The 19,866-nt window shown below is 66.3% G+C and carries 19 protein-coding genes and 1 tRNA gene; 8 read left to right on the top strand and 12 right to left on the bottom strand.

What is annotated here, in order from left to right; all coding sequences use genetic code 11:
• Genes B3K53_RS04035 through B3K53_RS04025 form a run of 3 tightly spaced genes read left to right on the top strand, consistent with a single transcriptional unit; the run spans position 1 to position 2,475 of the window.
• The gene (locus B3K53_RS04035; RefSeq protein ID WP_292082809.1) at positions 1 to 990 is read left to right on the top strand and encodes a methionine ABC transporter ATP-binding protein; all 990 of its coding nucleotides are present in this window, start codon (positions 1 to 3) and stop codon (positions 988 to 990) included.
• Positions 990 to 1,646, top strand: coding sequence for a methionine ABC transporter permease (locus B3K53_RS04030; protein WP_292082808.1), 657 nt, complete (start codon positions 990 to 992; stop codon positions 1,644 to 1,646). The genes B3K53_RS04035 and B3K53_RS04030 overlap by 1 nt, the downstream gene beginning before the upstream one ends.
• 19 nt (positions 1,647 to 1,665) lie before the next feature.
• Complete coding sequence (locus B3K53_RS04025; protein ID WP_292082807.1) at positions 1,666 to 2,475, top strand: MetQ/NlpA family ABC transporter substrate-binding protein; 810 nt, start codon at positions 1,666 to 1,668, stop codon at positions 2,473 to 2,475.
• Here the strand turns inward: B3K53_RS04025 and B3K53_RS04020 are convergent.
• The 3 genes from B3K53_RS04020 to B3K53_RS04010 form a co-directional block, all read right to left on the bottom strand.
• The gene (locus B3K53_RS04020) at positions 2,472 to 3,254 is read right to left on the bottom strand and encodes a lysophospholipid acyltransferase family protein (RefSeq protein ID WP_292082806.1); all 783 of its coding nucleotides are present in this window, start codon (positions 3,252 to 3,254) and stop codon (positions 2,472 to 2,474) included. The genes B3K53_RS04025 and B3K53_RS04020 overlap by 4 nt on opposite strands.
• Positions 3,255 to 3,295: 41 nt before the next feature.
• Positions 3,296 to 4,354, bottom strand: a complete 1,059-nt coding sequence (locus B3K53_RS04015; RefSeq protein ID WP_292082805.1) for a GGDEF domain-containing protein — start codon at positions 4,352 to 4,354, stop codon at positions 3,296 to 3,298.
• Between the two features lie 90 nt (positions 4,355 to 4,444).
• On the bottom strand, positions 4,445 to 5,989 hold the full coding sequence (locus B3K53_RS04010; protein WP_292082804.1) for a DEAD/DEAH box helicase: 1,545 nt from the start codon (positions 5,987 to 5,989) through the stop codon (positions 4,445 to 4,447).
• A gap of 309 nt (positions 5,990 to 6,298) precedes the next feature.
• On the opposite strand from B3K53_RS04010, the gene B3K53_RS04005 reads away from it, so the two are divergent.
• On the top strand, positions 6,299 to 6,562 hold the full coding sequence (locus B3K53_RS04005; RefSeq protein ID WP_292082803.1) for a hypothetical protein: 264 nt from the start codon (positions 6,299 to 6,301) through the stop codon (positions 6,560 to 6,562).
• A gap of 41 nt (positions 6,563 to 6,603) precedes the next feature.
• Here B3K53_RS04005 and topA read toward each other — a convergent pair whose 3' ends face one another.
• A complete protein-coding gene (gene topA / locus B3K53_RS04000; RefSeq protein ID WP_292082802.1) occupies positions 6,604 to 9,264 on the bottom strand; it encodes a type I DNA topoisomerase in 2,661 nt (886 codons plus the stop codon).
• A 205-nt stretch (positions 9,265 to 9,469) separates the two neighbouring features.
• On the opposite strand from topA, the gene B3K53_RS03995 reads away from it, so the two are divergent.
• On the top strand, positions 9,470 to 9,625 hold the full coding sequence (locus B3K53_RS03995; RefSeq protein WP_292082801.1) for a hypothetical protein: 156 nt from the start codon (positions 9,470 to 9,472) through the stop codon (positions 9,623 to 9,625).
• A gap of 5 nt (positions 9,626 to 9,630) precedes the next feature.
• On the opposite strand, the gene dprA is transcribed toward B3K53_RS03995, so the two are convergent.
• The 5 genes from dprA to ruvX are packed head-to-tail and all read right to left on the bottom strand — an operon-like array spanning position 9,631 to position 14,148.
• A complete protein-coding gene (dprA, locus tag B3K53_RS03990) occupies positions 9,631 to 10,716 on the bottom strand; it encodes a DNA-processing protein DprA (protein WP_292082800.1) in 1,086 nt (361 codons plus the stop codon).
• A complete protein-coding gene (gene plsY / locus B3K53_RS03985; protein WP_292082799.1) occupies positions 10,713 to 11,348 on the bottom strand; it encodes a glycerol-3-phosphate 1-O-acyltransferase PlsY in 636 nt (211 codons plus the stop codon). Before plsY ends, dprA begins: the two co-directional genes overlap by 4 nt.
• Before the next feature lie 16 nt (positions 11,349 to 11,364).
• Positions 11,365 to 12,663 carry a dihydroorotase gene (gene pyrC / locus B3K53_RS03980; protein WP_292082798.1) on the bottom strand — a complete coding sequence of 433 codons (1,299 nt, stop codon included), beginning with the start codon at positions 12,661 to 12,663 and terminating at the stop codon, positions 11,365 to 11,367.
• Complete coding sequence (locus tag B3K53_RS03975; protein WP_292082797.1) at positions 12,660 to 13,643, bottom strand: aspartate carbamoyltransferase catalytic subunit; 984 nt, start codon at positions 13,641 to 13,643, stop codon at positions 12,660 to 12,662. Before B3K53_RS03975 ends, pyrC begins: the two co-directional genes overlap by 4 nt.
• A gap of 40 nt (positions 13,644 to 13,683) precedes the next feature.
• Positions 13,684 to 14,148, bottom strand: a complete 465-nt coding sequence (gene ruvX, locus B3K53_RS03970; RefSeq protein ID WP_292082796.1) for a Holliday junction resolvase RuvX — start codon at positions 14,146 to 14,148, stop codon at positions 13,684 to 13,686.
• Between the two features lie 119 nt (positions 14,149 to 14,267).
• Between ruvX and gatC the strand changes: the two genes are divergently transcribed.
• From gatC to gatB, 3 genes are read left to right on the top strand one after another with little or no spacing between them, the layout of a single operon-like run.
• Positions 14,268 to 14,555 carry an Asp-tRNA(Asn)/Glu-tRNA(Gln) amidotransferase subunit GatC gene (gatC, locus tag B3K53_RS03965; protein ID WP_292082795.1) on the top strand — a complete coding sequence of 96 codons (288 nt, stop codon included), beginning with the start codon at positions 14,268 to 14,270 and terminating at the stop codon, positions 14,553 to 14,555.
• 3 nt (positions 14,556 to 14,558) lie between these two features.
• Positions 14,559 to 16,037, top strand: a complete 1,479-nt coding sequence (gene gatA, locus B3K53_RS03960) for an Asp-tRNA(Asn)/Glu-tRNA(Gln) amidotransferase subunit GatA (RefSeq protein WP_292082794.1) — start codon at positions 14,559 to 14,561, stop codon at positions 16,035 to 16,037.
• A gap of 2 nt (positions 16,038 to 16,039) precedes the next feature.
• A complete protein-coding gene (gene gatB, locus B3K53_RS03955) occupies positions 16,040 to 17,533 on the top strand; it encodes an Asp-tRNA(Asn)/Glu-tRNA(Gln) amidotransferase subunit GatB (RefSeq protein WP_292082793.1) in 1,494 nt (497 codons plus the stop codon).
• 79 nt (positions 17,534 to 17,612) lie between these two features.
• Here gatB and B3K53_RS03950 read toward each other — a convergent pair whose 3' ends face one another.
• From B3K53_RS03950 to B3K53_RS03940, 3 genes are all read right to left on the bottom strand, one after another.
• On the bottom strand, positions 17,613 to 18,539 hold the full coding sequence (locus tag B3K53_RS03950; RefSeq protein WP_292082792.1) for an RcnB family protein: 927 nt from the start codon (positions 18,537 to 18,539) through the stop codon (positions 17,613 to 17,615).
• Between the two features lie 171 nt (positions 18,540 to 18,710).
• Positions 18,711 to 18,800: transfer RNA gene (locus B3K53_RS03945), tRNA-Ser, on the bottom strand.
• 95 nt (positions 18,801 to 18,895) lie between these two features.
• Complete coding sequence (locus tag B3K53_RS03940) at positions 18,896 to 19,825, bottom strand: DMT family transporter (RefSeq protein ID WP_292082791.1); 930 nt, start codon at positions 19,823 to 19,825, stop codon at positions 18,896 to 18,898.
• Positions 19,826 to 19,866: the final 41 nt, after the last annotated feature.

The following is a 19,866-nucleotide window of genomic DNA, read 5'->3' as shown; positions in this document are numbered from 1 at the left end:
ATGATCCGACTGGAAGGCGTGACCCGGCGCTATCGCAGCGCGGCGGGCGAGCGCACGGCGCTGGACGGCGTCGACCTGACCATCGGACGCGGCGAGGTGTTCGGCGTAGTCGGGCGTTCGGGCGCCGGCAAGTCGACCCTGATCCGCGCCATCAACCGGCTGGAGACGCCCGACGCGGGCCGCATCTTCGTCGATGATCAGGAAATCACGGCGCTGAAGCCCGCCGAGCTGCGCGCCGCGCGGCGGCGGATCGGCATGATCTTCCAGCATTTCAACCTGCTGAACGCCAAGACCATCGAGGATAATGTCGCCTTCCCCCTGCGGCTGGAAGGACGGCCCGAGGCCGAGGTGAAGGCGCGCACTGCGCAGCTGCTGGAGCAACTGGGGCTGGCGGAACACGCCAGGAAGCATCCGGCCCAGCTGTCGGGCGGTCAGAAGCAGCGCGTCGGCATCGCCCGCGCCCTGGCCTGCGGTCCCAGCGTCCTGCTGTGTGACGAGGCGACCAGCGCGCTTGACCCGGAGACGACCGAGGACATCCTGACCCTGCTGGACGGGCTGAACCGCGACCTCGGCCTGACCATCGTCCTGATCACCCACCAGATGGAGGTGGTGCGCCGCGTCTGTGACCGGGTGGCGGTGTTGAAGGACGGCCGCATCGCGGAGCAGGGCGCGACGGCGGATGTCTTCCTGCATCCGCAGCACGCCGTGACCCGCGCCATGCTGGCCGAGGGCGAGGAAGCCTTTGACGCCTCGGTCGTGCCGGTCGGTGCGCGGATGGCCAAGCTGACCTTCCGCGGCGGCTCGACCTATGAGCCGGAACTGAGCCGCGTCGCGCGAACGGTGGGCGTGGACTATTCGATCCTGTCGGGACGGATCAGCCGCATCCGGGGCGAGCCCTATGGCCAGCTGGTCGTGGCCTTCACCGGCGGCGACGCCGAGGCGGCCGTGGCCCAGCTGACCGCGCGCGGCGTGACGGTGGAGGCAGCCTGATGTTCAAGAACGTTGATTGGGCCGAGATCGGCCGCGCCACCATCGACACCCTGCTGATGCTGGGCGGCTCGCTGGTGCTGACCGTCATCCTGGGCGTGCCGCTGGGCGTGCTGCTCTATCTGTCCGGCAAGGGGCGGCTGGCGGCCAATCCGGTGCTGAACGCCGTGCTGTCTCTGATCGTCAACGTGCTGCGCTCGGTGCCCTTCATCATCCTGCTGATCGTCATGTTGCCGGTGACAGTGCTGCTGGTCGGCACCTCGCTGGGCGTGGCCGGGGCCATTCCGCCGCTGGTCGTGGGGGCCGCGCCCTTCTATGCGCGACTGGTCGAGACGGCCCTGCGTGAAGTGGACAAGGGCGTGGTCGAGGCGACCCAGGCCATGGGCGGTTCGACTTTCCAGATCGTCACGCGGGCCCTGCTGCCTGAGGCCATGCCCGGCATCATCGCCGGGGCGACGGTCACGGCCATCGCCCTGGTCAGCTACACCGCCATGGCGGGCGTGGTGGGGGCAGGCGGACTGGGCGATCTGGCCGTGCGCTTCGGCTATCAGCGGTTCCAGACCGACGTCATGGTGGTGACCGTAGTTCTGCTGCTGATCCTCGTACAAATTCTGCAGATGATCGGCGACCGTCTGGTCGCTAAGGTTTCGCACCGCTGATTTTTCGAAAGCCTGCCCCATGATCCGCCGTTCGCTGCTGCTGTCCGCCGTCGCTGTCCTGACGCTTGCCGCCTGCGGTCAGGGCGCGGACAAGAAGGCGGGCGCCGAGGGCGCGCCCCTGCTGGTCGGCGCCACCGCCGTGCCGCACGCTGAAATCCTTGAGGTGGTGAAGCCGATCCTGGCCGCCGAGGGCGTGCCGATCGAGATCAAGGTCTTCAACGACTACGTTCAGCCCAACGTGCAACTGTCTGAAAAACGGTTGGATGTGAACTACTTCCAGACCAAGCCCTATCTGGACGAGTTCAACATCGCGCGCGGCGCGGATCTGGTGACGGTGGCCGGCGTCCACGTCGAGCCTCTGGGCATCTATTCCAAGAAGCATGCGACGCTGGCGGCGATCCCGAACGGGGCGCAGGTGGTGCTGCCGAACGACGCCTCGAACACCGGGCGCTCGCTGCTGCTGTTGCAGGGCGCCGGCCTGATCACCCTGCGCGATCCGACCAATCCGCTGCAGACCGTTCGTGACATCGCGACCAATCCCAAGGGGCTGAAGTTCCAGGAGGTCGAGGCCGCCACCATCCCGCGCATCCTGCCCCAGGTCGATGCGGCGGTGATCAACACCAACTACGCCCTGGACGCCGGATTGAAGCCCAAGACCGACGCCCTGTCGCTGGAGGGGGCCGACAGCCCCTATGTGAACTATCTGGTGGCCCGCCCGGACAACCAGAACGACCCGCGCGTTCAGGCCCTAGCGACGGCGCTGCGCAGCCAGGCGGTCAAGGACTTCATCGCCAAGAAGTACGACGGGGCGGTGATCCCAGCGGCTTAGGCCGCCGCAGGCGTCGCGAGCGTGGCGGCTTCGCTGGGCGTGGCGACCTGAACCGCCGCGGTGATCGGCTGGCCGGTGGCCTCGGCGATCAGTTCAGCGGTCTTGCCTTCAATCGCCGCTTCCAGCCTGGCCAGGAACTCATCCTTGGGCAGGCCGGTTGGAATGGGCGCCAGGAATTCCAGCGTGGCGGTACCCGGTGTCTTGCGTGCTTCTTCCTGGGGCCAGAACAGGCCGAGGTTGGTCGCCAGCGGCACGACCGGCATGTCGAAGTCGCGATACATGTGCCAGACACCCGAACGGTAGCGATACTTCTCGCCGACCTTGGCCAGGTGGCCTTCAGGATAGATCAGGATCTTGCGGCCTTCACGATGGGCGTCGGCGGCGCGTTCCTTGAGTGCGGCGCGGGCAGTGTGGCCGCCGCAGCTGTTGACGACGATGGCGCCGAGTTTTCTCAGCACCGTACCCAGCAGCGGAAATTTCTCGAGGTGGTCGCCGGTGACGAAGGCCAGGTCGTCGAACTGATCATAGGTGGCGAAGCCGTCGCCCCAGCTCTGGTGCTTGGAGGCGATGATGAAGGCGCCTTGCGGCAGACGCTCCTTGCCGCGAACCTTCAGGTGAATGCCGGCGAACAGTGCCATGGCCTGCACCATGCGACGCACATAGCGGCGGATGACCCAGGTGGTCGCACGCCGACCTGGCGCCAAGGCTGCGAAGGCTGCGGTCAGACCATAGCCGATCGAGAGGGCCCAATAGGCGAGATTGAAGGTGAAGCTTCTCATCCGGTCGATATGAAACGGACCCGGGGCGGTTCGGCAACCGTTTAAGCGGCGGCCTTCTCCATGAGCTCGGCGTTGGTGACGCAGTTCCGACCGCCGCGCTTGGAGGCGTAAAGCGCGGCATCGGCGCGCTCAAGCAGACCCAGAGCCGTCTCGCCGGAACCACGCTCGGCGAAACCGACGGAGATGGTCACGGCGCCGAGGTCGTCGTTGGTTGATCGGCGGCGCAAAGAACGCGAACCGATTTCTTCGCGAACCGCGTTGAGGGCGGCTTCCACGGCGCCGGGCGTCTCGCCGGGGAAGATGACCGCGAATTCCTCGCCACCGTATCGGGCGGCGATACGAGGATTGCGTGCGATCCGGCCCAGGACACTGGCGACGTAACGCAGCACCTGATCGCCGGTCTGGTGACCCCAGGTGTCGTTGAAGCGCTTGAAGTGGTCGATATCGACGATCGCCAGCGTCAAGCCCTTGCCTTCGGCCTCGGCCTCATCACAGAGGCGCGCCAACTGTTCATCGAACGTCTTGCGGTTGGCCAGATTGGTCAGGGCGTCGGTCATGGCGTCGCGACGGACCTGCTCCAGGTGTTCGCGCAAACGAACCACTTCGCGGTTCGACGATTCCAGCCGCTTCTCAAGCGCGGAGGTGTGGCGTTGGACCTTGCGCGTCGCGCTGGAAAGGGTGCTGACGATGGCGGAGAGATCCGTCGCTCCGCCCGCGTCCTGCATCTTCGCCGACGCAGAACTGAGCGTCTCGCCATAGGCAGTCTGGGTCTTGCGGGCGTTGTCGATGGCCTCGGCCACCGCAGCGAGTTCGCGGTTCAGGACAGCCCCGACATCGCGGATTTCCTCGGAGAGGCGGCCGCGCGGAAGGAATTCCGCAGCCAGCATTTCAGCCGTCGCGTCGGTGAACGGCGCGTCACCGGCCAGCAGGCGGTCGAGTTCCCGGCCCAATGGACCTTCGGGGTCGCTGACATAGTGCAGCCAGAGCTCGAAATTCAGCGGCGTCGGCCAGACGGAGGCCTGTTGCATGGCGTCGACGATGCGGTGCGCCAGCTCATATGCCTCCGGTCCCCGAAGGGCGGTTTCGACCTGCGCCGTCATTCTGATTCTCGCGCCCCAATTCTTAGTTGGCGGACACTAGAACGCCGATCCGTAATGACCAGTTAAACCGAGGGCCAGAATGCCTCTGCTTTAATCCTGAAAGACGACCGGACGACGCAGGAATGCAGGGATGTCGTCGCCGAAACCGCCGCTGGCGGCGCGAAGCGGCTGTTCCTTGGCCTGCTCGGACTTACGCGGTTCGCGCGGTTCAGGAGCGCGATCGCGGCGTTGAGAGGCGGGCTTGGTTGCAGGCGTCGCTTGCGCTGTCGTGTCGACGACGGCGTCCGCAGCTTCCGAAGTCGTGAGGGGCTTGGCGGAGCGGCGGCTGCGCGAACGACGGGGGGCTTCCTCGAGGGTTTCTTCTGCCTTGGGAGCGGCGCGGGCGATGGGCTCCATCGACGCGACGTTGTCGCTCTTGGGGATCGGGCGCGGGCGGTCACTGCGGCCACGGCCACGGCCCTTGGAGTCGTCGCTGCGCGGGCGGTCCTTGATAGAGGCGAAGTCGATGTCGTCCAGCGACATCTCTTCCGGGGCTTTCTTGATGAGCTTCAGCACCTTGTCCAACGACTTGTCGTCGGAGGGCGTGACGATCATGAAGGCTTCGCCCTTGCGACCGGCGCGGCCGGTGCGTCCGATACGGTGCACATAATCGTCGGCATGGTGCGAGACGTCGTAGTTGAAGACGTGGCTGACGTCCGGGATGTCCAGACCGCGCGCGGCGACGTCCGAGGCCACCAGGATCTTCAGGTCGCCGGCGCGGAAGTCGGCCAGAGTCTTCATCCGCAGCGACTGATCCAGGTCGCCGTGGATCGGCGCGGCGTCGAAGCCATGAGTCTTCAGCGACTTGGCGACGATATCGACTTCCGACTTGCGGTTGCAGAAGACGATGCCGTTCTTGACCTCTGACCGTTCGATCAGGGCGCGCAGAGCGGTGCGCTTGGCCTTGGGGTCGCTGGTCGGGATGCGGACCAGATACTGGGTGATGGTATCGGCGGTCATGGCCGGACGCGAGGCCTCGATCCGGGTCGGATCCTTGAGGAACTGCGTGGTCAGGCGCGTGATCTCGGGCGGCATGGTGGCCGAGAAGAACAGGGTCTGGCGACGCGGCGGCGTCAGCTTGAAGATGCGCTCAATGTCGGGAATGAAGCCCATGTCGAGCATGCGGTCGGCTTCGTCGATGACCATCATCTCGACGCCGGTCAGCAGGATCTTGCCGCGTTCGAACAGGTCCAGCAGACGACCCGGCGTCGCGATCAGGACGTCGACGCCCTTGTTCAGCAGGGCGACCTGGTCGCCCATGGACACGCCGCCGATCAGCAGGGCCCAACTCAGCTTGGTGCCCTTGGCGTATTTGGCGAAGTTCTCGGCGACCTGATCGGCCAGTTCGCGGGTCGGGGCCAGGACCAGGGCGCGCGGCATGCGGGCGCGGGCGCGGCCCGAGCCGAGGCGGTCGATCATCGGCAGGGTGAAGGCGGCGGTCTTGCCGGTGCCGGTCTGGGCGATGCCCAGGACGTCGCGGCCGGCCAGGGCCACCGGGATGGCGGAGGCCTGAATTGGGGTCGCTTCGGTGTAGCCCGTGTCAGCGACCGCTTGCAGGGTCGTGGCCGAGAGGCCCAGCTTGGTGAATTCTGTCATGAAACCTTGAGGACGGAGGAAACGTCGTAACGTCTTCGACTTACGGAACCGCCCCTCGTGGGCGAGTGGGCGGCGCGCATCGCCAGTCCAATTCCGAGCCTGCGGCGGTATATGGAAACCCCTACGCCTCAGTCAAGTATTTCCGTTCGGGAACCGGGCGGTTGGCAAAGTCTTACAGCCCTGTAATGTCGCCGAGGGGAAGGGAGGCTCTGTCGTATGCGTATGAAAACGCTTGCGTTCGCCTTGGCCGCTTGTTGCGCGACGGCGCTGCCGGCTCAGGCGGAGATGGAATCAGCTTTTGGAAACACCGTGATCTCCCACTATCCGGATGGAAGTTGGGTAAAGCACTGGTTTGACCGCGACGGCAGCTACAGGGCCGTGTTTTCCGACGGTCGGCGCCTGACCGCGCGCTGGGCTGTCGAAGGCGAACGAGTCTGCCTGAACGGCATCCGACCGCGAATGCTGCTTTCGCGGTTCTGTACGGCCATGGTCGAGGCGTCTGTCGGTCAGACCTGGCCCGGACGTGATCCGCTGGGGCGCCGGGTTCGCAACGAACTGGTGGCGGGGCGCTAAACCCTCCCGATCCGCTGGCGGACCGGGAGGGCATGGCGACCTTACTCCGCCGGAGCGGTCTTTTTAGCGGCGGCTTTCTTGGCGGCCGGCTTCTTGACCGCAGGCTTTTTCGCCGCCGCGGGTTTCTTCTCGGCGGCGGCCTTGGCCGGGGCCTTTTTGGCGGCGGGCTTCTTGGCCGCAGCCGCCTTCTTCTTCGGCGCTGCACCGGCCTTGGCGGCCAGCAGAGGCAGGGCGGCTTCCAGCGTCACGTCTTCGGGCGTCATGCCCTTGGGCAGCGTGGCGTTGACCTTGCCCCATTTGACGTAGGGACCGAAGCGGCCGGCCATGACCTGAACGGGGACTTCATCGTCCGGGTGAGCGCCCAGTTCCTTGAGCGGCGCCGTGGCTGAGCCGCGACCAGGACGACCGGCGCGCTTTTCAGCCAGCAGGGCGACGGCGCGGTTGATCCCGACCTCGAACACCTCGTCGATGTCCGAGACGTTGGCGTAGGTGCCGGCATGCAGGACGAACGGACCGTAGCGGCCGAGACCCGCCGTGATCATCTTGCCGTCCTCGGGGTGAGGACCGACTTCCCGCGGCAGGGCCAGCAGACGCAGGGCCTGATCCAGCGTCAGGGACGCGGGGCTCCAGCCCTTGGGCAGGGAGGAGCGTTTCGGCTTTTCCTCGCCCGGCGGCGTGGTTTCGACATAGGGGCCGAAGCGACCGATCTTGAGCTGCACCGGCTGGCCGGTCGCCGGATCGGCGCCCAGTTCGCGGTCGCCGCCGTCCGCGCCGCCTTCGGCGCCGTCAGGCGAGGCCACGGGGCGGGTGTACTTGCAGTCGGGATAGCGCGAGCAGCCGATGAAGGCGCCGAAACGGCTGGTCTTCAGGCTGAGCTGGCCCTGATGGCACAGGGGACATTCGCGCGGGTCCGAGCCATCCCCCTTGTCCGGGAAGATGTGGGCGCCGAGGGCGTCGTTCAGGTGATCCAGAATGGCCGTGGTGCGCAGTTCGCCCGCGGCCTGGGTCGCGGCGTGGAAGTCGGTCCAGAAGCTGCGCAGCAGCGCCTTCCAGTCCAGATCGCCGGCTGAGACCTCGTCCAACTGGGTCTCCAGTGCGGCGGTGAAGTCGTACTCGACCCAGCGCGTGAAGAACTGCTCCAGGAAGGCCGTGACCAGCCGTCCTTTGTCCTCGGGATAGAAGCGGTTCTTGTCCATGCGGACGTATTCGCGGTCACGCAGGGTCGTCAGGATCGAGGCGTAGGTCGAGGGGCGGCCGATGCCCAGCTCTTCCAGCTTCTTGACCAGGGTGGCTTCCGAGAAGCGCGGCGGCGGCTCAGTGAAATGCTGGTCGGTGCGGACGCCTTCAACCTTGGCCTTGGCGCCTTCCTTCAGCGCGGGCAGGCGACCGCCTTCGTCCTCGTCGTCCTCGGACCCTTTCTGCTTCTCGTCGCGGCCTTCTTCGTAGGCGGCGATGAAGCCGTCGAAGACCACGACCTGACCGGTGGCGCGCAGGCCGGTCTGGCCGTCGGGCGTCTCGATCTCGACCGTGGTGCGGTCCAGACGCGCGCTCTCCATCTGCGAGGCGACCATGCGCTTCCAGATCAGCTCGTAGAGGCGCTGCAGGTCGCCTTCGAGGCGCAGGGATTCCGGGTGGCGCGCGATGTTGGTCGGCCGGATGGCTTCGTGCGCTTCCTGGGCGTTCTTGGCCTTGGTCTTGTAGTAGCGCGGTTCGGCCGGGACATAGGCGGGGCCGAAACGGTCGGCGATGACTTCGCGCGCCTGGGCGATGCCCTCGGGGCTGACGAACAGGCCGTCGGTCCGCATGTAGGTGATCAGGCCGCCGGTGTCGTCGACGCCCTCGTACAGCTTCTGCGCAGCCTGCATGGTCCTCTGGGCGGTGAAGCCCAGCTTGCGCGCGGCTTCCTGCTGCAGGGTCGAGGTGGTGAAGGGCGGGGCGGGCGAACGCTTGGCGGGCTTCTTCTCGACCGACTTGATGGTGAAGTCGCCGGCCTTGATGGCGTCGCGAGCGGCGAAGGCCATTTCCTCGGTCGGGATGTCGAGGCGCTGGATGCGCTTGCCCGCGTGCTTGACCAGGCGCGTGGTGAAGGGCGGGCTGTCGGCGACCAGATCGGCCTCGACCGACCAGTATTCCTGAGCCTTGAACTTTTCGATCTCCATTTCGCGATCGACGACGATGCGCAGGGCTACCGACTGCACTCGACCGGCCGAACGGGCGCCCGGCAGCTTGCGCCACAGGACGGGCGACAGATTGAAGCCCACCAGATAATCCAGCGCGCGGCGGGCCAGATAGGCTTCGACCAGCTCCATATCCAGCTGACGCGGATTGGCCATGGCTTCCAGCACGGCGGCCTTGGTGATGGCGTTGAAGGTGACGCGCTGGACCTCGGTGTCCTTCAGCGCCTTCTTCTTGTTCAGGACCTCCAGAACGTGCCAGCTGATCGCTTCTCCCTCACGGTCGGGGTCGGTCGCGAGGATGACGCGGTCGGCGCGCTTGGCGGCCTCGGCGATCTCGGACAGGCGCTTGGAGGCCTTGGCGTCGACCTCCCACTGCATGGCGAAATCTTCGTCAGGCAGGACGGAGCCGTCCTTGGACGGCAGGTCGCGGATATGGCCGTAGGAAGCCAGCACCTCGTAGCCGGAGCCCAGGTATTTATTGATGGTCTTGGCCTTGGCGGGGCTCTCGACGATGACGAGATTCATGGCGCTCTATCGGGGAAATCGGGGCGCGAACGTGGTTGGCGTCGCGAGGGAAGTCAATCGCATGGATTTCAGGAACTACCTGAAGGCGTTTAGCGCGGCTTGTCCGTCTACTCAAAGTTGTGTATTGCCTTTGTCTGCAATCGGGAGCGAGACGATGTCGAGCCAAGGCGTTGGGGTGCCGCTGCAGCAAGATGCTTCGAGGACCATGGGTCCGACGCCCGACCTCGCCGACTATCCCGTGCGGGAATACGTCACCTCCATGGCGCGGGAACTGGCCAGAATGGCCCGATGGGACGGCGATGAGGCCTTGGCCGGCGCGCTGGAAGCCGCATCGACCATGGCGTCCGGCCCGACCAAGTAGCTCGATCAGTTGGAGGCTAGCCCGCCGGGTAGAAGCGTTGCTCGACCGGCCAGGTTCAATTCCAGCAGGGCGGCGGCGACAAGTCCGATCGGCAGGTTCAGCGCCCGCGCCAGTTCGTCGCGTGGGGTCGGCGTAGGAGACAGAAGGGCGGCGACCTGTTCGATCAGGGCGTCGTCCAGAACGTCCGGCGCGCCGTCGAAGGGCGAATCGACTGGGGGCTCGCGCAGGGTCCGCAGGGTGGTGAAGGCGCGTTCGACATCCTCCAGCCCCTCGCAGAGGATGGCGCCCTGACGCAGCAGTTCGTTTGGGCCTTTGGAGCGCGGGTCCAGCGGCGATCCTGGAACGGCGAAGACGTCGCGTCCCTGTTCATTGGCGAGGCGGGCGGTGATCAGCGAGCCAGAGCGGATTTCAGCCTCGACCACGATCACCCCGCGCGACAGGCCCGAGATGATGCGGTTGCGGCGGGGAAAGTCGCGGGCCTGGGCGCGGGCGCCGACGGGGCTTTCCGAGACGATGCAGCCCCGTTCGACGATCTGGCGATAAAGGTCGGCGTTCTCGGACGGGTAGATGTCGTCCACGCCGCCGCCGAGGACCGCTACCGTGCCGGTCGGCAGTGCGCCCAGATGCGCCGCCGCGTCGATGCCGCGCGCCAGACCCGACACGACGACATGGCCGGCTTCGCCCAGTTGCTGTGACAGGCCGCGCGCGATGCGCTGGCCGCCCGCCGAGGCGATACGGGCGCCGACGACCCCGACGCTGGGGCGCGACAACAGGGCGACGTCGCCGCGCGTCCAAAGCAGGGGCGGGGGCGGGTCGATGGCGGCCAGCATGTCGGGATAGTCGGCGTCGCCCAGCAAGATCAGTCGCGCGCCGGCACGGTCACCGGCCGCCAGCTCGGCCTCGACGCGATCGACGGCGGGCAGGGCGTAGCCGTCGCGTCCGCTGCGGCGCACCAGATCAGGCAGGGCTTCGATCGCGCGGACGGCGGAACCGAAGCGTTGCAGCAGTTGAGAAAAGGCCACGGGGCCGACGCGGTCGGTGCGGGCCAGCCGAAGCCGGGCGAAACGCTCGGCGTCGGACAGGAGGGTCAAGCCTTCTTGGCCCCGATCTTGGGCTCGGCGCCTTTCAGCAGCCGGGCGATGTTCTCATGGTGGCGGATATAGATGAGCACGGCGGTGAAGATCGCCAGGATCAGGATGGGCGCGGGCGCGGGCAGATCCAGCATCGTCAGGGGCAGCAGGGCGTAGAGGGGCGTCAGCGCCGCCGCGACCAGGGCCGCCAGCGAGGAATAGCGCAGGGCGAAGGCCACGATCAGCCAGGTCGCCGCCGCCAGCAGGCCCAGAGGCCAGCAGGCGGCCAGGATCAGGCCGAAGAAGGTCGCGACCCCCTTGCCGCCTTTGAAGCCCAGCCAAACGGGGAAGAGATGGCCCATGAAGGCCGCGCCGCCGGCGATGGCACCCGCGGCTTCACCGAACAGATAGCGGGCGATCAGCAGGGCGACCGCGCCCTTGCCTGCGTCCAGCACAAGCGTGGCGATGGCCAGATCCTTGCGGCCGGTGCGCAGAACATTGGTCGCGCCGATATTGCCCGAGCCGATATTGCGCACGTCGCCTGCGCCCGCAGCGCGGGTCAGGATAACCCCGAACGGAATTGAACCGAGCAGGTATCCGCCGATAGCTACAAGCCCGAGCGTAAGGAGCGCCGGCCCCGCCAGATCCTGCAAAGTGATTCGCTCCCGTTTAGCGTGCGTCGTGGACGATGCGTCCACCGACAACAGTGAGCAAGACCTTGCCTTGCAGGCGACGACCGTCGAAGGGCGAATTCTTCGATTTCGAACGTAGTGTGGCCGCATCGACCACGACCGGAGCGCCGGCGTCGAACAGGACCAGATCGGCGGGCGCGCCTTGCGCCAGCACACCGGCGTCCAGACCCAGCAAACCGGCGGGGCCCTGGGTCAGCGGGCGCAGAACGTCCAGCAGGTCCAGGCCGTGTTCGTGGTGCAGCATCAGGGCGGCGGGCAGCAGGGTCTCCAGCCCCACGGCGCCAGGCGCGGCCTCGGCGAAGGGGCGACGCTTGTTCTCCGCGGGCTCGGGCGCATGGGCCGAGGTGATGGCGTCGATCAGGCCTTCGCGCACGGCCTCGACCAGGGCCTGCCGGTCGCTCTCGGCGCGCAGCGGCGGGTCCAGCCGGTAGAAGGTCCGGTAGTCGCCGATGTCGATCTCGTTGAAGCAGAGGTGGTTGATCGACACTGAGGCCGAGACCTCCAGTCCACGGGCGCGAGCGCGGGACAGGGTCTGCAGCGCGCCTTCGGTCGAGATCTGGTCGACCAGGAAGCGAGCGCCGGTCTGTTCGACCAGGGCCAGGTCGCGCTCCAGCTGGATGCGTTCGGCGATGGCGGGGGCGCCGGACAGGCCCAGGCGGGTGGCCAGTTCGCCCGAGGTGGCGACGGTGCCTTCCGACAGCCAGGGCTCAGCCGGACGGCAGGCGATCAGGGCGTTGAAGGCGGCGGCGTAGCTCATCACCCGTTGCAGGGTGCGGGTGTTGACGATGACCCGGTCGCCGTCGGTGAAATAGAGGGCGCCCGCTTCGTGCATCAGGCCGATCTCGGCCATGCGCTGGCCGTCTCGGCCCTGGGTCGCTGCGCCCGCCGCCCGGACGTTGACCAGTTCGAGCGCCGCGCCACGACGCTGGATGTGGTCGATCAGGGCGGGGTCGTCGATGGCCGGGTCGGTGTCGGGCTGGACCACGATGGTCGTGACGCCGCCCGCCGCCGCCGACAGGCTGGCCGACTTCAGCGTTTCCTTGGGTTCGTTACCCGGCTCGCCGGTCTTGACCCGAATGTCGATCAGGCCGGGAGCGAGGCAGCGCCCCTGGGCGTCGATGACGGTCACCCCTTCGGGACGCTGGGTCGCCTGACCGTGGACGACCTCGACGATGCGGCCGTCCTGGATCAGGACCGCGCCGGGGCCGTCATAGTCGCTGGCTGGGTCCAGCAGGCGGGCGTTGACGATGGCCAGCGTATTGGGAGCAGCGGTCATGCGGCGGCTCCGGCGCGGCGGTGGGCGAGGGCGGCCAGAACGGCCATGCGGGCGGCGACGCCCATCTCGACCTGATCCTGGATCAGGGAGACGCTCAGGTCGTCGGCCACGTCGGAATCGATCTCCACACCCCGGTTCATCGGGCCTGGGTGCATGACTTTCGCGTTCGGCGCGGCCCATGCCAGCTTCTCGCGGTCCAGCCCCCAGAAGCGGAAATACTCGCGGGTCGAGGGGATCAGGGCGCCCGTCATGCGCTCCAGCTGAAGACGCAGCATCATGACGACGTCGCAGCCGGCCAGACCCTCCTTCATGTCGTGGAAGACCTCGCAGCCCCAGCGGTCGGCGTCGCCGGGCACCAGAGTCGGCGGGCCGATCAGGCGCACACGCGCCCCCATCATCGACAGCAGGGCGACATTGGAGCGGGCCACGCGGCTGTGAGCGATGTCGCCGCAGATGGCCACGGTCAGGCCGCCGACGTCACCGAAGGCGCGGCGCAGGCTCAGCAGGTCCAGCAGGGCTTGCGTGGGGTGTTCATGGCGTCCGTCGCCGGCGTTGACGACCGCGCAGCCGACCTTCTGCGACAGCAGGTCCACGGCGCCCGACGACGAATGGCGAACCACCAGGATTTCCGGCTTCATCGCGTTCAGCGTCACCGCCGTGTCGATCAGGGTCTCGCCCTTGGCGACCGAGGAGGCCGAGACCGGCATGGTCACCACGTCGGCGCCCAGACGCTTGGCGGCGATCTCGAACGACGAGCTGGTGCGGGTCGAGTTCTCGAAGAAGAGGTTCACGACCGTCTGGCCGCGCATGAGGTCGATCCCCTTGGCCGACTGTCGATTGAAGTCGACGAAGGCGTCGGCGAGATCCAACAGCGCCAGGGCGGCGGGCGGGTTCAGATCGCCGGCGGCGAGGAAGTGATCACGGGGGAAGGGCGACAGCCGTTCCTCGATGGTTTCGGTGACGGAAGCGGCATGGGTCATCGAGACGCCGCTATAAGCCCGACTCTTCGCGAGGGGAAGGTCAGCCGCGCAGACGGTCCAGCGCGCCCTGCAGAATCCAGGCGGCGGCGGTGCGGTCCACGACATCGGCGCGGCGCTTGCGCGTCAGGTCCAGTTCGTCGATCAGGAAGCGTTCGACCGCCGTGGTCGACAGGCGCTCGTCCTGGAAGGCGACGTTGACCGGGCGGATGCGCTCCAGATTGCGGGCGAAGGCGCGGCAGGACTGGGCGCGCGGACCCTCGGTCCCGTCCATGTTCAGCGGCAGGCCGATGATCAGGGCCGAGACGTTTCGACCGTTCATCAGCTTGATCAGCTGCTCGGCGTCCTGGGTGAATTTGGTCTTGCGGATCAGCTGCAAAGGGCTGGCGATCATGCGGCTGGTGTCGGACACGGCCACACCGATGGTGTTCTCGCCCAGATCCAGCCCTAGCCAGGCGGTGTCAGGCGGGCAGGCGGCGGGCAGGTCTGTAAGGTCGAATACGGGCACGCACGTCCCATATTGCAATGCGGAACGCTTGTCGAAGCCGCATCGGGCGGTTAACCCACGACAGGAGTCAGTCTGGGCGACTCCCTTGCGCCCCGACTGGATGAATTTCGGAGATTTCCATGGCTATCGACGCCGCGACGGTGAGGCGTGTCGCCCACCTCGCCCGCATCAAGACCCCCGAGGACCGCCTGGAGCCGCTGGCCCAGGAGCTGAACGGCATCCTGAACTGGATCGAGCAGCTGAACGAGGTCGACGTGCAGGGTGTCGAGCCGATGACCTCGAACGTCGCCCAGCCCCTGCGCCTGCGCGAAGACGTCGTCACCGACGGCGCCAAGGTGGACGCAGTCCTGTCGAACGCTCCGAAGGCCGCTGACGGCTTCTTCGTCGTGCCCAAGGTCGTGGATTAAGTTATGAGCGATCTGACCAAACTTACCCTTAAAGACGCCGTCGATGGTCTGAAGGCCAAGACCTTCTCGTCCGAGGAACTGACCCGTGCCTTCCTGAACAACATCGAGGCCTCGAACCCGAGTCTGAACGCCTATGTCGAAGTGACGGCGGACAAGGCGCTGGAACAGGCGCGCGCCTCCGACGCCAGGCTGGCAAGGGGCGAGGGCGGCGACCTGGAAGGCGCGCCGCTGGGCATCAAGGACCTGTTCTGCACCGAGGGCGTGCAGACGACGGCGGGCTCCAACATGCTGCGCGGCTTCGTGCCGCCCTATGAATCGACTGTCACCGCCAATCTGTGGCGTGAGGGCGCGGTCATGTTGGGCAAGCTCAACATGGACGAGTTCGCCATGGGCTCGGCCAACGAGACCTCGGCTTTCGGTCCGGTCAAGAACCCCTGGAAGGCCAAGGATTCAGACGCCGAGCTGACGCCGGGCGGTTCGTCGGGCGGTTCGGCCTCAGCCGTGGCCTCTGATCTGTGTCTGGCCGCGACCGCCTCGGACACCGGCGGTTCGATCCGCCAGCCCGCCGCCTTCACCGGCACGGTCGGCATCAAGCCCACCTATGGCCGCGCCAGCCGTTTCGGCATGGTGGCCTTCGCCTCCTCGCTGGATCAGGCCGGCCCGATCACCAAGACGGTGACCGACGCCGCCATCCTGCTGAAATCCATGTGCTCGTTCGACGCCAAGGACTCGACTAGCCTCGACATCCCGACGCCTGACTGGACCCAGTCGGTCGGCCAGTCGGTCAAGAGTCTGCGCATCGGCGTTCCGGCGGAATACCTGATCGACGGCATGTCCGAAGAAATCAAGGCGCTGTGGGAACAGGGCGTGGCCTGGCTCAAGGCTGCGGGCTGCGAGATCGTCGAGATCAGCCTGCCGCACACCAAATACGCCCTGCCGGCCTACTATATCGTGGCCCCGGCCGAGGCCTCGTCGAACCTGGCCCGCTATGACGGCATGCGCTTCGGCCACCGCGCCGAAGACTTCTCGTCGCTGGACGACCTCTACGCCGCCTCGCGCGCCGAAGGCTTCGGCAAGGAGGTTCAGCGCCGCCTGACCATCGGCACCTATGTGCTCTCGGCGGGCTTCTATGACGCCTACTACGTCAAGGCGCTGAAGGTGCGTCGTCGTATCGCCGAGGACTTCGACAACGTCTGGGGCAAGGTGGACGCCATTCTGACCCCGTCGACCCCGACGGCGGCGTTCAAGCTGGGCGACAAGCAGATCGACCCGCTGACCATGTATTTGAACGACGTCTTCACGGTGACGACCAACCTGGCCGGTCTGCCGGGCATCTCGGTGCCTGCAGGTCTGAGCAGCGACGGTCTGCCGCTGGGTCTTCAGGTCATCGGCAAGGCGCTTGATGAAGCGACCGTCTTCCAAGTCGCGGCCGCACTGGAAGACTCCGCCGGTTTCGTCGCCAAACCGGCCAAGTGGTGGTGAGCATGTCTGAGAACAAAACAGTGATCAAAGGTCGCACGGGCGACTGGGAAATCGTCATGGGGCTGGAAATCCACGCCCAGGTGGCGTCGAACGCCAAGCTGTTCTCGGGCGCGGCCGTGGGCTTCGGCGCGGGGCCGAACGAGCAGGTGTCGCTGGTCGACGCCGGCTTCCCCGGCATGCTGCCGACCCTGAACAAGCACTGCGTCGAGCAGGCGGTGAAGTCGGGTCTGGGCCTGAAGGCGCAGATCAATCTGAAGAGCCAGTTCGACCGCAAGAACTACTTCTATCCCGACCTGCCGACCGGCTATCAGATCAGCCAGCTGTATCACCCGATCGTGGGCGAGGGCGTGGTCGAGGTTGAGGCCGAAGACGGCAGCTTCTTCAACGTCGGCATCGAGCGCCTGCACCTGGAACAGGACGCGGGCAAGCTGATCCACGACCTGTCGCCGACGGAATCCTACGTCGACCTGAACCGGGCCGGCACGGCGCTGATGGAGATCGTCTCGCGCCCGGACATCCGTTCGCCGGAGCAGGCGGTCGCCTACGTCAAGAAGATCCGGACGATCCTGATCTATCTCGGCACCTGCGACGGCGACATGGAGAAGGGCAACCTGCGCGCCGACGTGAACGTCTCGGTCTGCCGCGTCGGCAACTACGACAAGTTCAAGGAAACCGGCGACTTCGGCTTCCTGGGCACGCGCTGCGAGATCAAGAACGTCAACTCGTTCCGCTTTATCAGCCAGGCGATCAACTACGAGGCGCGTCGCCAGATCGAGATTCTCGAGGACGGCGGTTCGATCGTTCAGGAAACCCGCCTGTATGATCCGACGGCGGGCGAGACGCGTTCGATGCGTTCCAAGGAAGAGGCGATGGATTATCGCTACTTCCCCGACCCCGACCTGCTGCCGCTGGAAATCGAGCAGGCCTGGATCGACGAGATCAAGGCCAACCTGCCGGAACTGCCGGACGAGAAGCGCCGTCGCCTGATGGCTGACTACGGTCTGTCGCAATACGACGCAGTGGTGCTGATCTCGGAACAGGCCAAGGCCGACTACTTCGAGGCCGCCGCCAAGGGCCGTGACGCCAAGCTGGTGTCCAACTGGGTCACCAACGAGGTCTCGGCGCGTCTGGCCGCCGACGGCAAGGACTTCAGCGAGAACCCGCTGCCGGCGGCGCACGTCGCCCAGTTGGTCGAGTTGATCGAAACCAACGTCATCTCGTCCAAGATCGCCAAGGAGGTCTTCGACTACGTCTGGAATGGCGAAGGCTCGCCCGCCGAGGTGGTCGAGAAACACGGCCTGAAGCAGGTGACCGACACCGGCGCCATCGAGAAGGCCGTTGATGACATCATCGCCGCCAATCCGGACAAGGCCGCCGCCGTGGCTGAGAAGCCGCAAGCCCTCGGCTGGTTCGTTGGTCAGGTCATGAAGGCCACGGGCGGCAAGGCCAACCCCGCCGCGGTCAACGACATCCTGAAGGCCAAGCTGGGTCTGTAAGACCCTCTGATCAAAAGCCAGGCGCTCTAAGAAAAGGCCCCGGAGATCGCTCTCCGGGGCCTCTTTGTTTCGGCGTGGACTACCAGTTCCAGGCGTCGCGGACGACTTCGATGATGTAGCCATCGTACTCGTCGATCAGGTAGATCGCGTTGTCGACATAGACCCAGCGGGTCCCCGGAGGCGGGTAGCCGAGACCATAGGTCCGCCAGTCGTTGACCTGATAACGCCAGAAGACATCCGGCAGGTACTGGCCGACGTAATACTGCCGGTTCCAGTAGGAGCGCGGCACGCTGTAGTAGCCGTAGCCCGGCGCGAAATAGAAGCCGAGCCGCACGCCGCTCCAGCCCCGGAAGCGGTTGTCATGACGCCACCAGTCGCTGCGGTGACGGCGATCCCAGTCGCGCCGCCACTGGTCGCGGTTCCAGCGGTTGTGGAAGTCGCGGTAGTCCCGATCGTTGTTCCAGTTCGGCCGGTCGGGCCTATTAGGGCGATTGGGCTGATCGGGACGGTTGGGCCGATCCGGCCTGTTCCAGTCCGGGCGGTTGGGACGACCCGGCTGTTGCGAGCCAGGGCGATCAGGTCGGTTCCAATCCGGACGGTCGGGCCGGTTGGGTTGTTCGGGACGATCCGGTCGGTTTGGGCGATCCGGCGTTCCAGGACGATCGGGACCCCTTTGATCCGGACGGTTCGGCCATTGACCGTTGGTTCGGTCGGGGCGGTTCGGGCGGTCCGGGCGCGTATCAGGTCTTCCCTGATCGCTCGGGCGATCCGGACGATTGGGCCTGTCCGGGCGCGCCTGACCGCCGGGGCGACCTTCCTCTCCGGACCGCTGAGGACGTTCGGGGCGCGGATTGTCCGACCGGGACTGGGGACGCTCGGCACGACGCTGGGCGCGCGACGAATCTTCAGCCTGAACCTGCCGCTCCTGGGCCAGTGTGGCGACGGGGGCGAGCGCGGGGAGAGCGAAGCTGGCGATGGCCGTGAACACCATCAGGGAACGTTTCATGGTCTTCTTCCTCGCACGCCAAGACTGGCGGCTTGAGCGCCAATCTGACGTCCGCGCCATGAACCCCGGCTGAACGCGGGTCTGCGGAAACTTGCAGGATTCCTCTAGGCCTCGGCGGACCGTGCGATCCTCAAGCGCCGTATCTCGCCGGGCAGAACGTAAGGACGGCAGTGGCGGAAGCGGTGGGATTCGAACCCACGGACGGCTCTCACCGTCGCTGGTTTTCAAGACCAGTGCCTTAAACCACTCGGCCACACTTCCTCACTTGGCGCGAGTCGAGACAACGCGCGGAGGCGTGCATAGCGGCAAGTTCGCCATCGCCCAAGCATAAAGCGCAGGCGAGTCGAGCCTGGGCATCAGGCCTTGCCAGGAGCCGATGGCCGCGTCACGAGCCAGATCCCCGCACAGACCAGAGCCAAGGCCGCGAGATAGCTCCAGCGCAGCAGGGATTCGCCCAGGAAGATGGCCGACAACGCGACCCCGAAGACCGGGATGAGGAAGTTGAAGGCTGCGATCATTCCCACGGGATTATGCTTCAGCAGCAGGCTCCAGACGGAGAAGGCTACCGAGGAGAGCAAGGCCATATAGAGCAGCAGGCCGCCGGAGCGGAGGTCCAGCCCCTCCATCTGACCCCCGCCAACCATGCCAATCGCGATCAGGATCACGCCGCCGACAGAGAGCTGCCAACCGGTCATGACCATGGGATCCATGTCCGCCGAGAGGCGCTTGCCGTAGATGGAGGCCGCCGCCAGGACGAAGGCGGCGAAGATGACGAAGCCTTCGCCCAGCAGGCTGAAGTCGAAACCCAGGGCGCCGCCGCCGAGGTTGACCACCACCACGCCCATGAACCCGATCAGGCAGCCCAGCGCCTTGCGCGTGCTGAGCCGATCATTCGCATAGATGAAGTGGGCCAGAACCACGCTGAAGAAGACGCCGGTGGCGTTCATGATCGACGACTTCACGCCGCTGGCGTGAGCCAGGCCGACATAGAAGAAGACATACTGGATCGCGGTCTGGGTCAGGCCCAGCAAGGCGACCTGGCCCATCTGCCGACCGCTCAGCGCCAGAATCGGCTTGTTCATCGCCGAGGCGACAAGCAACAGGATCACGCCCGCCAGGGCGAAGCGCCAGCCCGCGAACAGCATCTGGCTGGCGATGTCGCTCGGCGCGATATGCAGCAGGGCATAGCCGTTCTTGATCGCCGGATAGGCGCTGCCCCAAAGGATGCAACACAGGGTCGCCAGGGCGAAGACGCCCGAACGGGTCTGATAGAGGAAGAGTTTCAAGGGGCTCGCTTCAAGAACAAGGCGCAGGCGCGAAGGCGACG

This window comes from Brevundimonas sp. UBA7506 (assembly GCF_002479495.1).
Classification (GTDB): Bacteria; Pseudomonadota; Alphaproteobacteria; order Caulobacterales; family Caulobacteraceae; genus Brevundimonas.
Note: the sequence above shows the minus strand (reverse complement) of the source record. Positions and strands in the feature narration are given on the sequence as shown.

Bases quoted from the DNA above. Each gene is read 5' to 3' on its own strand.
- B3K53_RS04030 (WP_292082808.1), top strand. From the start codon at position 990: ATGTTCAAGAACGTTGATTGGGCCGAGATCGGCCGCGCCACCATCGAC.
- B3K53_RS03975 (WP_292082797.1), bottom strand. From the start codon at position 13,643: ATGACCCATGCCGCTTCCGTCACCGAAACCATCGAGGAACGGCTGTCG.
- gatC (WP_292082795.1), top strand. From the start codon at position 14,268: ATGGCTATCGACGCCGCGACGGTGAGGCGTGTCGCCCACCTCGCCCGC.
- pyrC (WP_292082798.1), bottom strand. From the start codon at position 12,663: ATGACCGCTGCTCCCAATACGCTGGCCATCGTCAACGCCCGCCTGCTG.
- B3K53_RS04015 (WP_292082805.1), bottom strand. From the start codon at position 4,354: ATGACGGCGCAGGTCGAAACCGCCCTTCGGGGACCGGAGGCATATGAG.
- B3K53_RS04010 (WP_292082804.1), bottom strand. From the start codon at position 5,989: ATGACAGAATTCACCAAGCTGGGCCTCTCGGCCACGACCCTGCAAGCG.
- B3K53_RS04035 (WP_292082809.1), top strand. From the start codon at position 1: ATGATCCGACTGGAAGGCGTGACCCGGCGCTATCGCAGCGCGGCGGGC.
- B3K53_RS03995 (WP_292082801.1), top strand. From the start codon at position 9,470: ATGGGTCCGACGCCCGACCTCGCCGACTATCCCGTGCGGGAATACGTC.
- topA (WP_292082802.1), bottom strand. From the start codon at position 9,264: ATGAATCTCGTCATCGTCGAGAGCCCCGCCAAGGCCAAGACCATCAAT.
- gatB (WP_292082793.1), top strand. From the start codon at position 16,040: ATGTCTGAGAACAAAACAGTGATCAAAGGTCGCACGGGCGACTGGGAA.
- B3K53_RS04025 (WP_292082807.1), top strand. From the start codon at position 1,666: ATGATCCGCCGTTCGCTGCTGCTGTCCGCCGTCGCTGTCCTGACGCTT.
- gatA (WP_292082794.1), top strand. From the start codon at position 14,559: ATGAGCGATCTGACCAAACTTACCCTTAAAGACGCCGTCGATGGTCTG.
- B3K53_RS03950 (WP_292082792.1), bottom strand. From the start codon at position 18,539: ATGAAACGTTCCCTGATGGTGTTCACGGCCATCGCCAGCTTCGCTCTC.
- B3K53_RS04020 (WP_292082806.1), bottom strand. From the start codon at position 3,254: ATGAGAAGCTTCACCTTCAATCTCGCCTATTGGGCCCTCTCGATCGGC.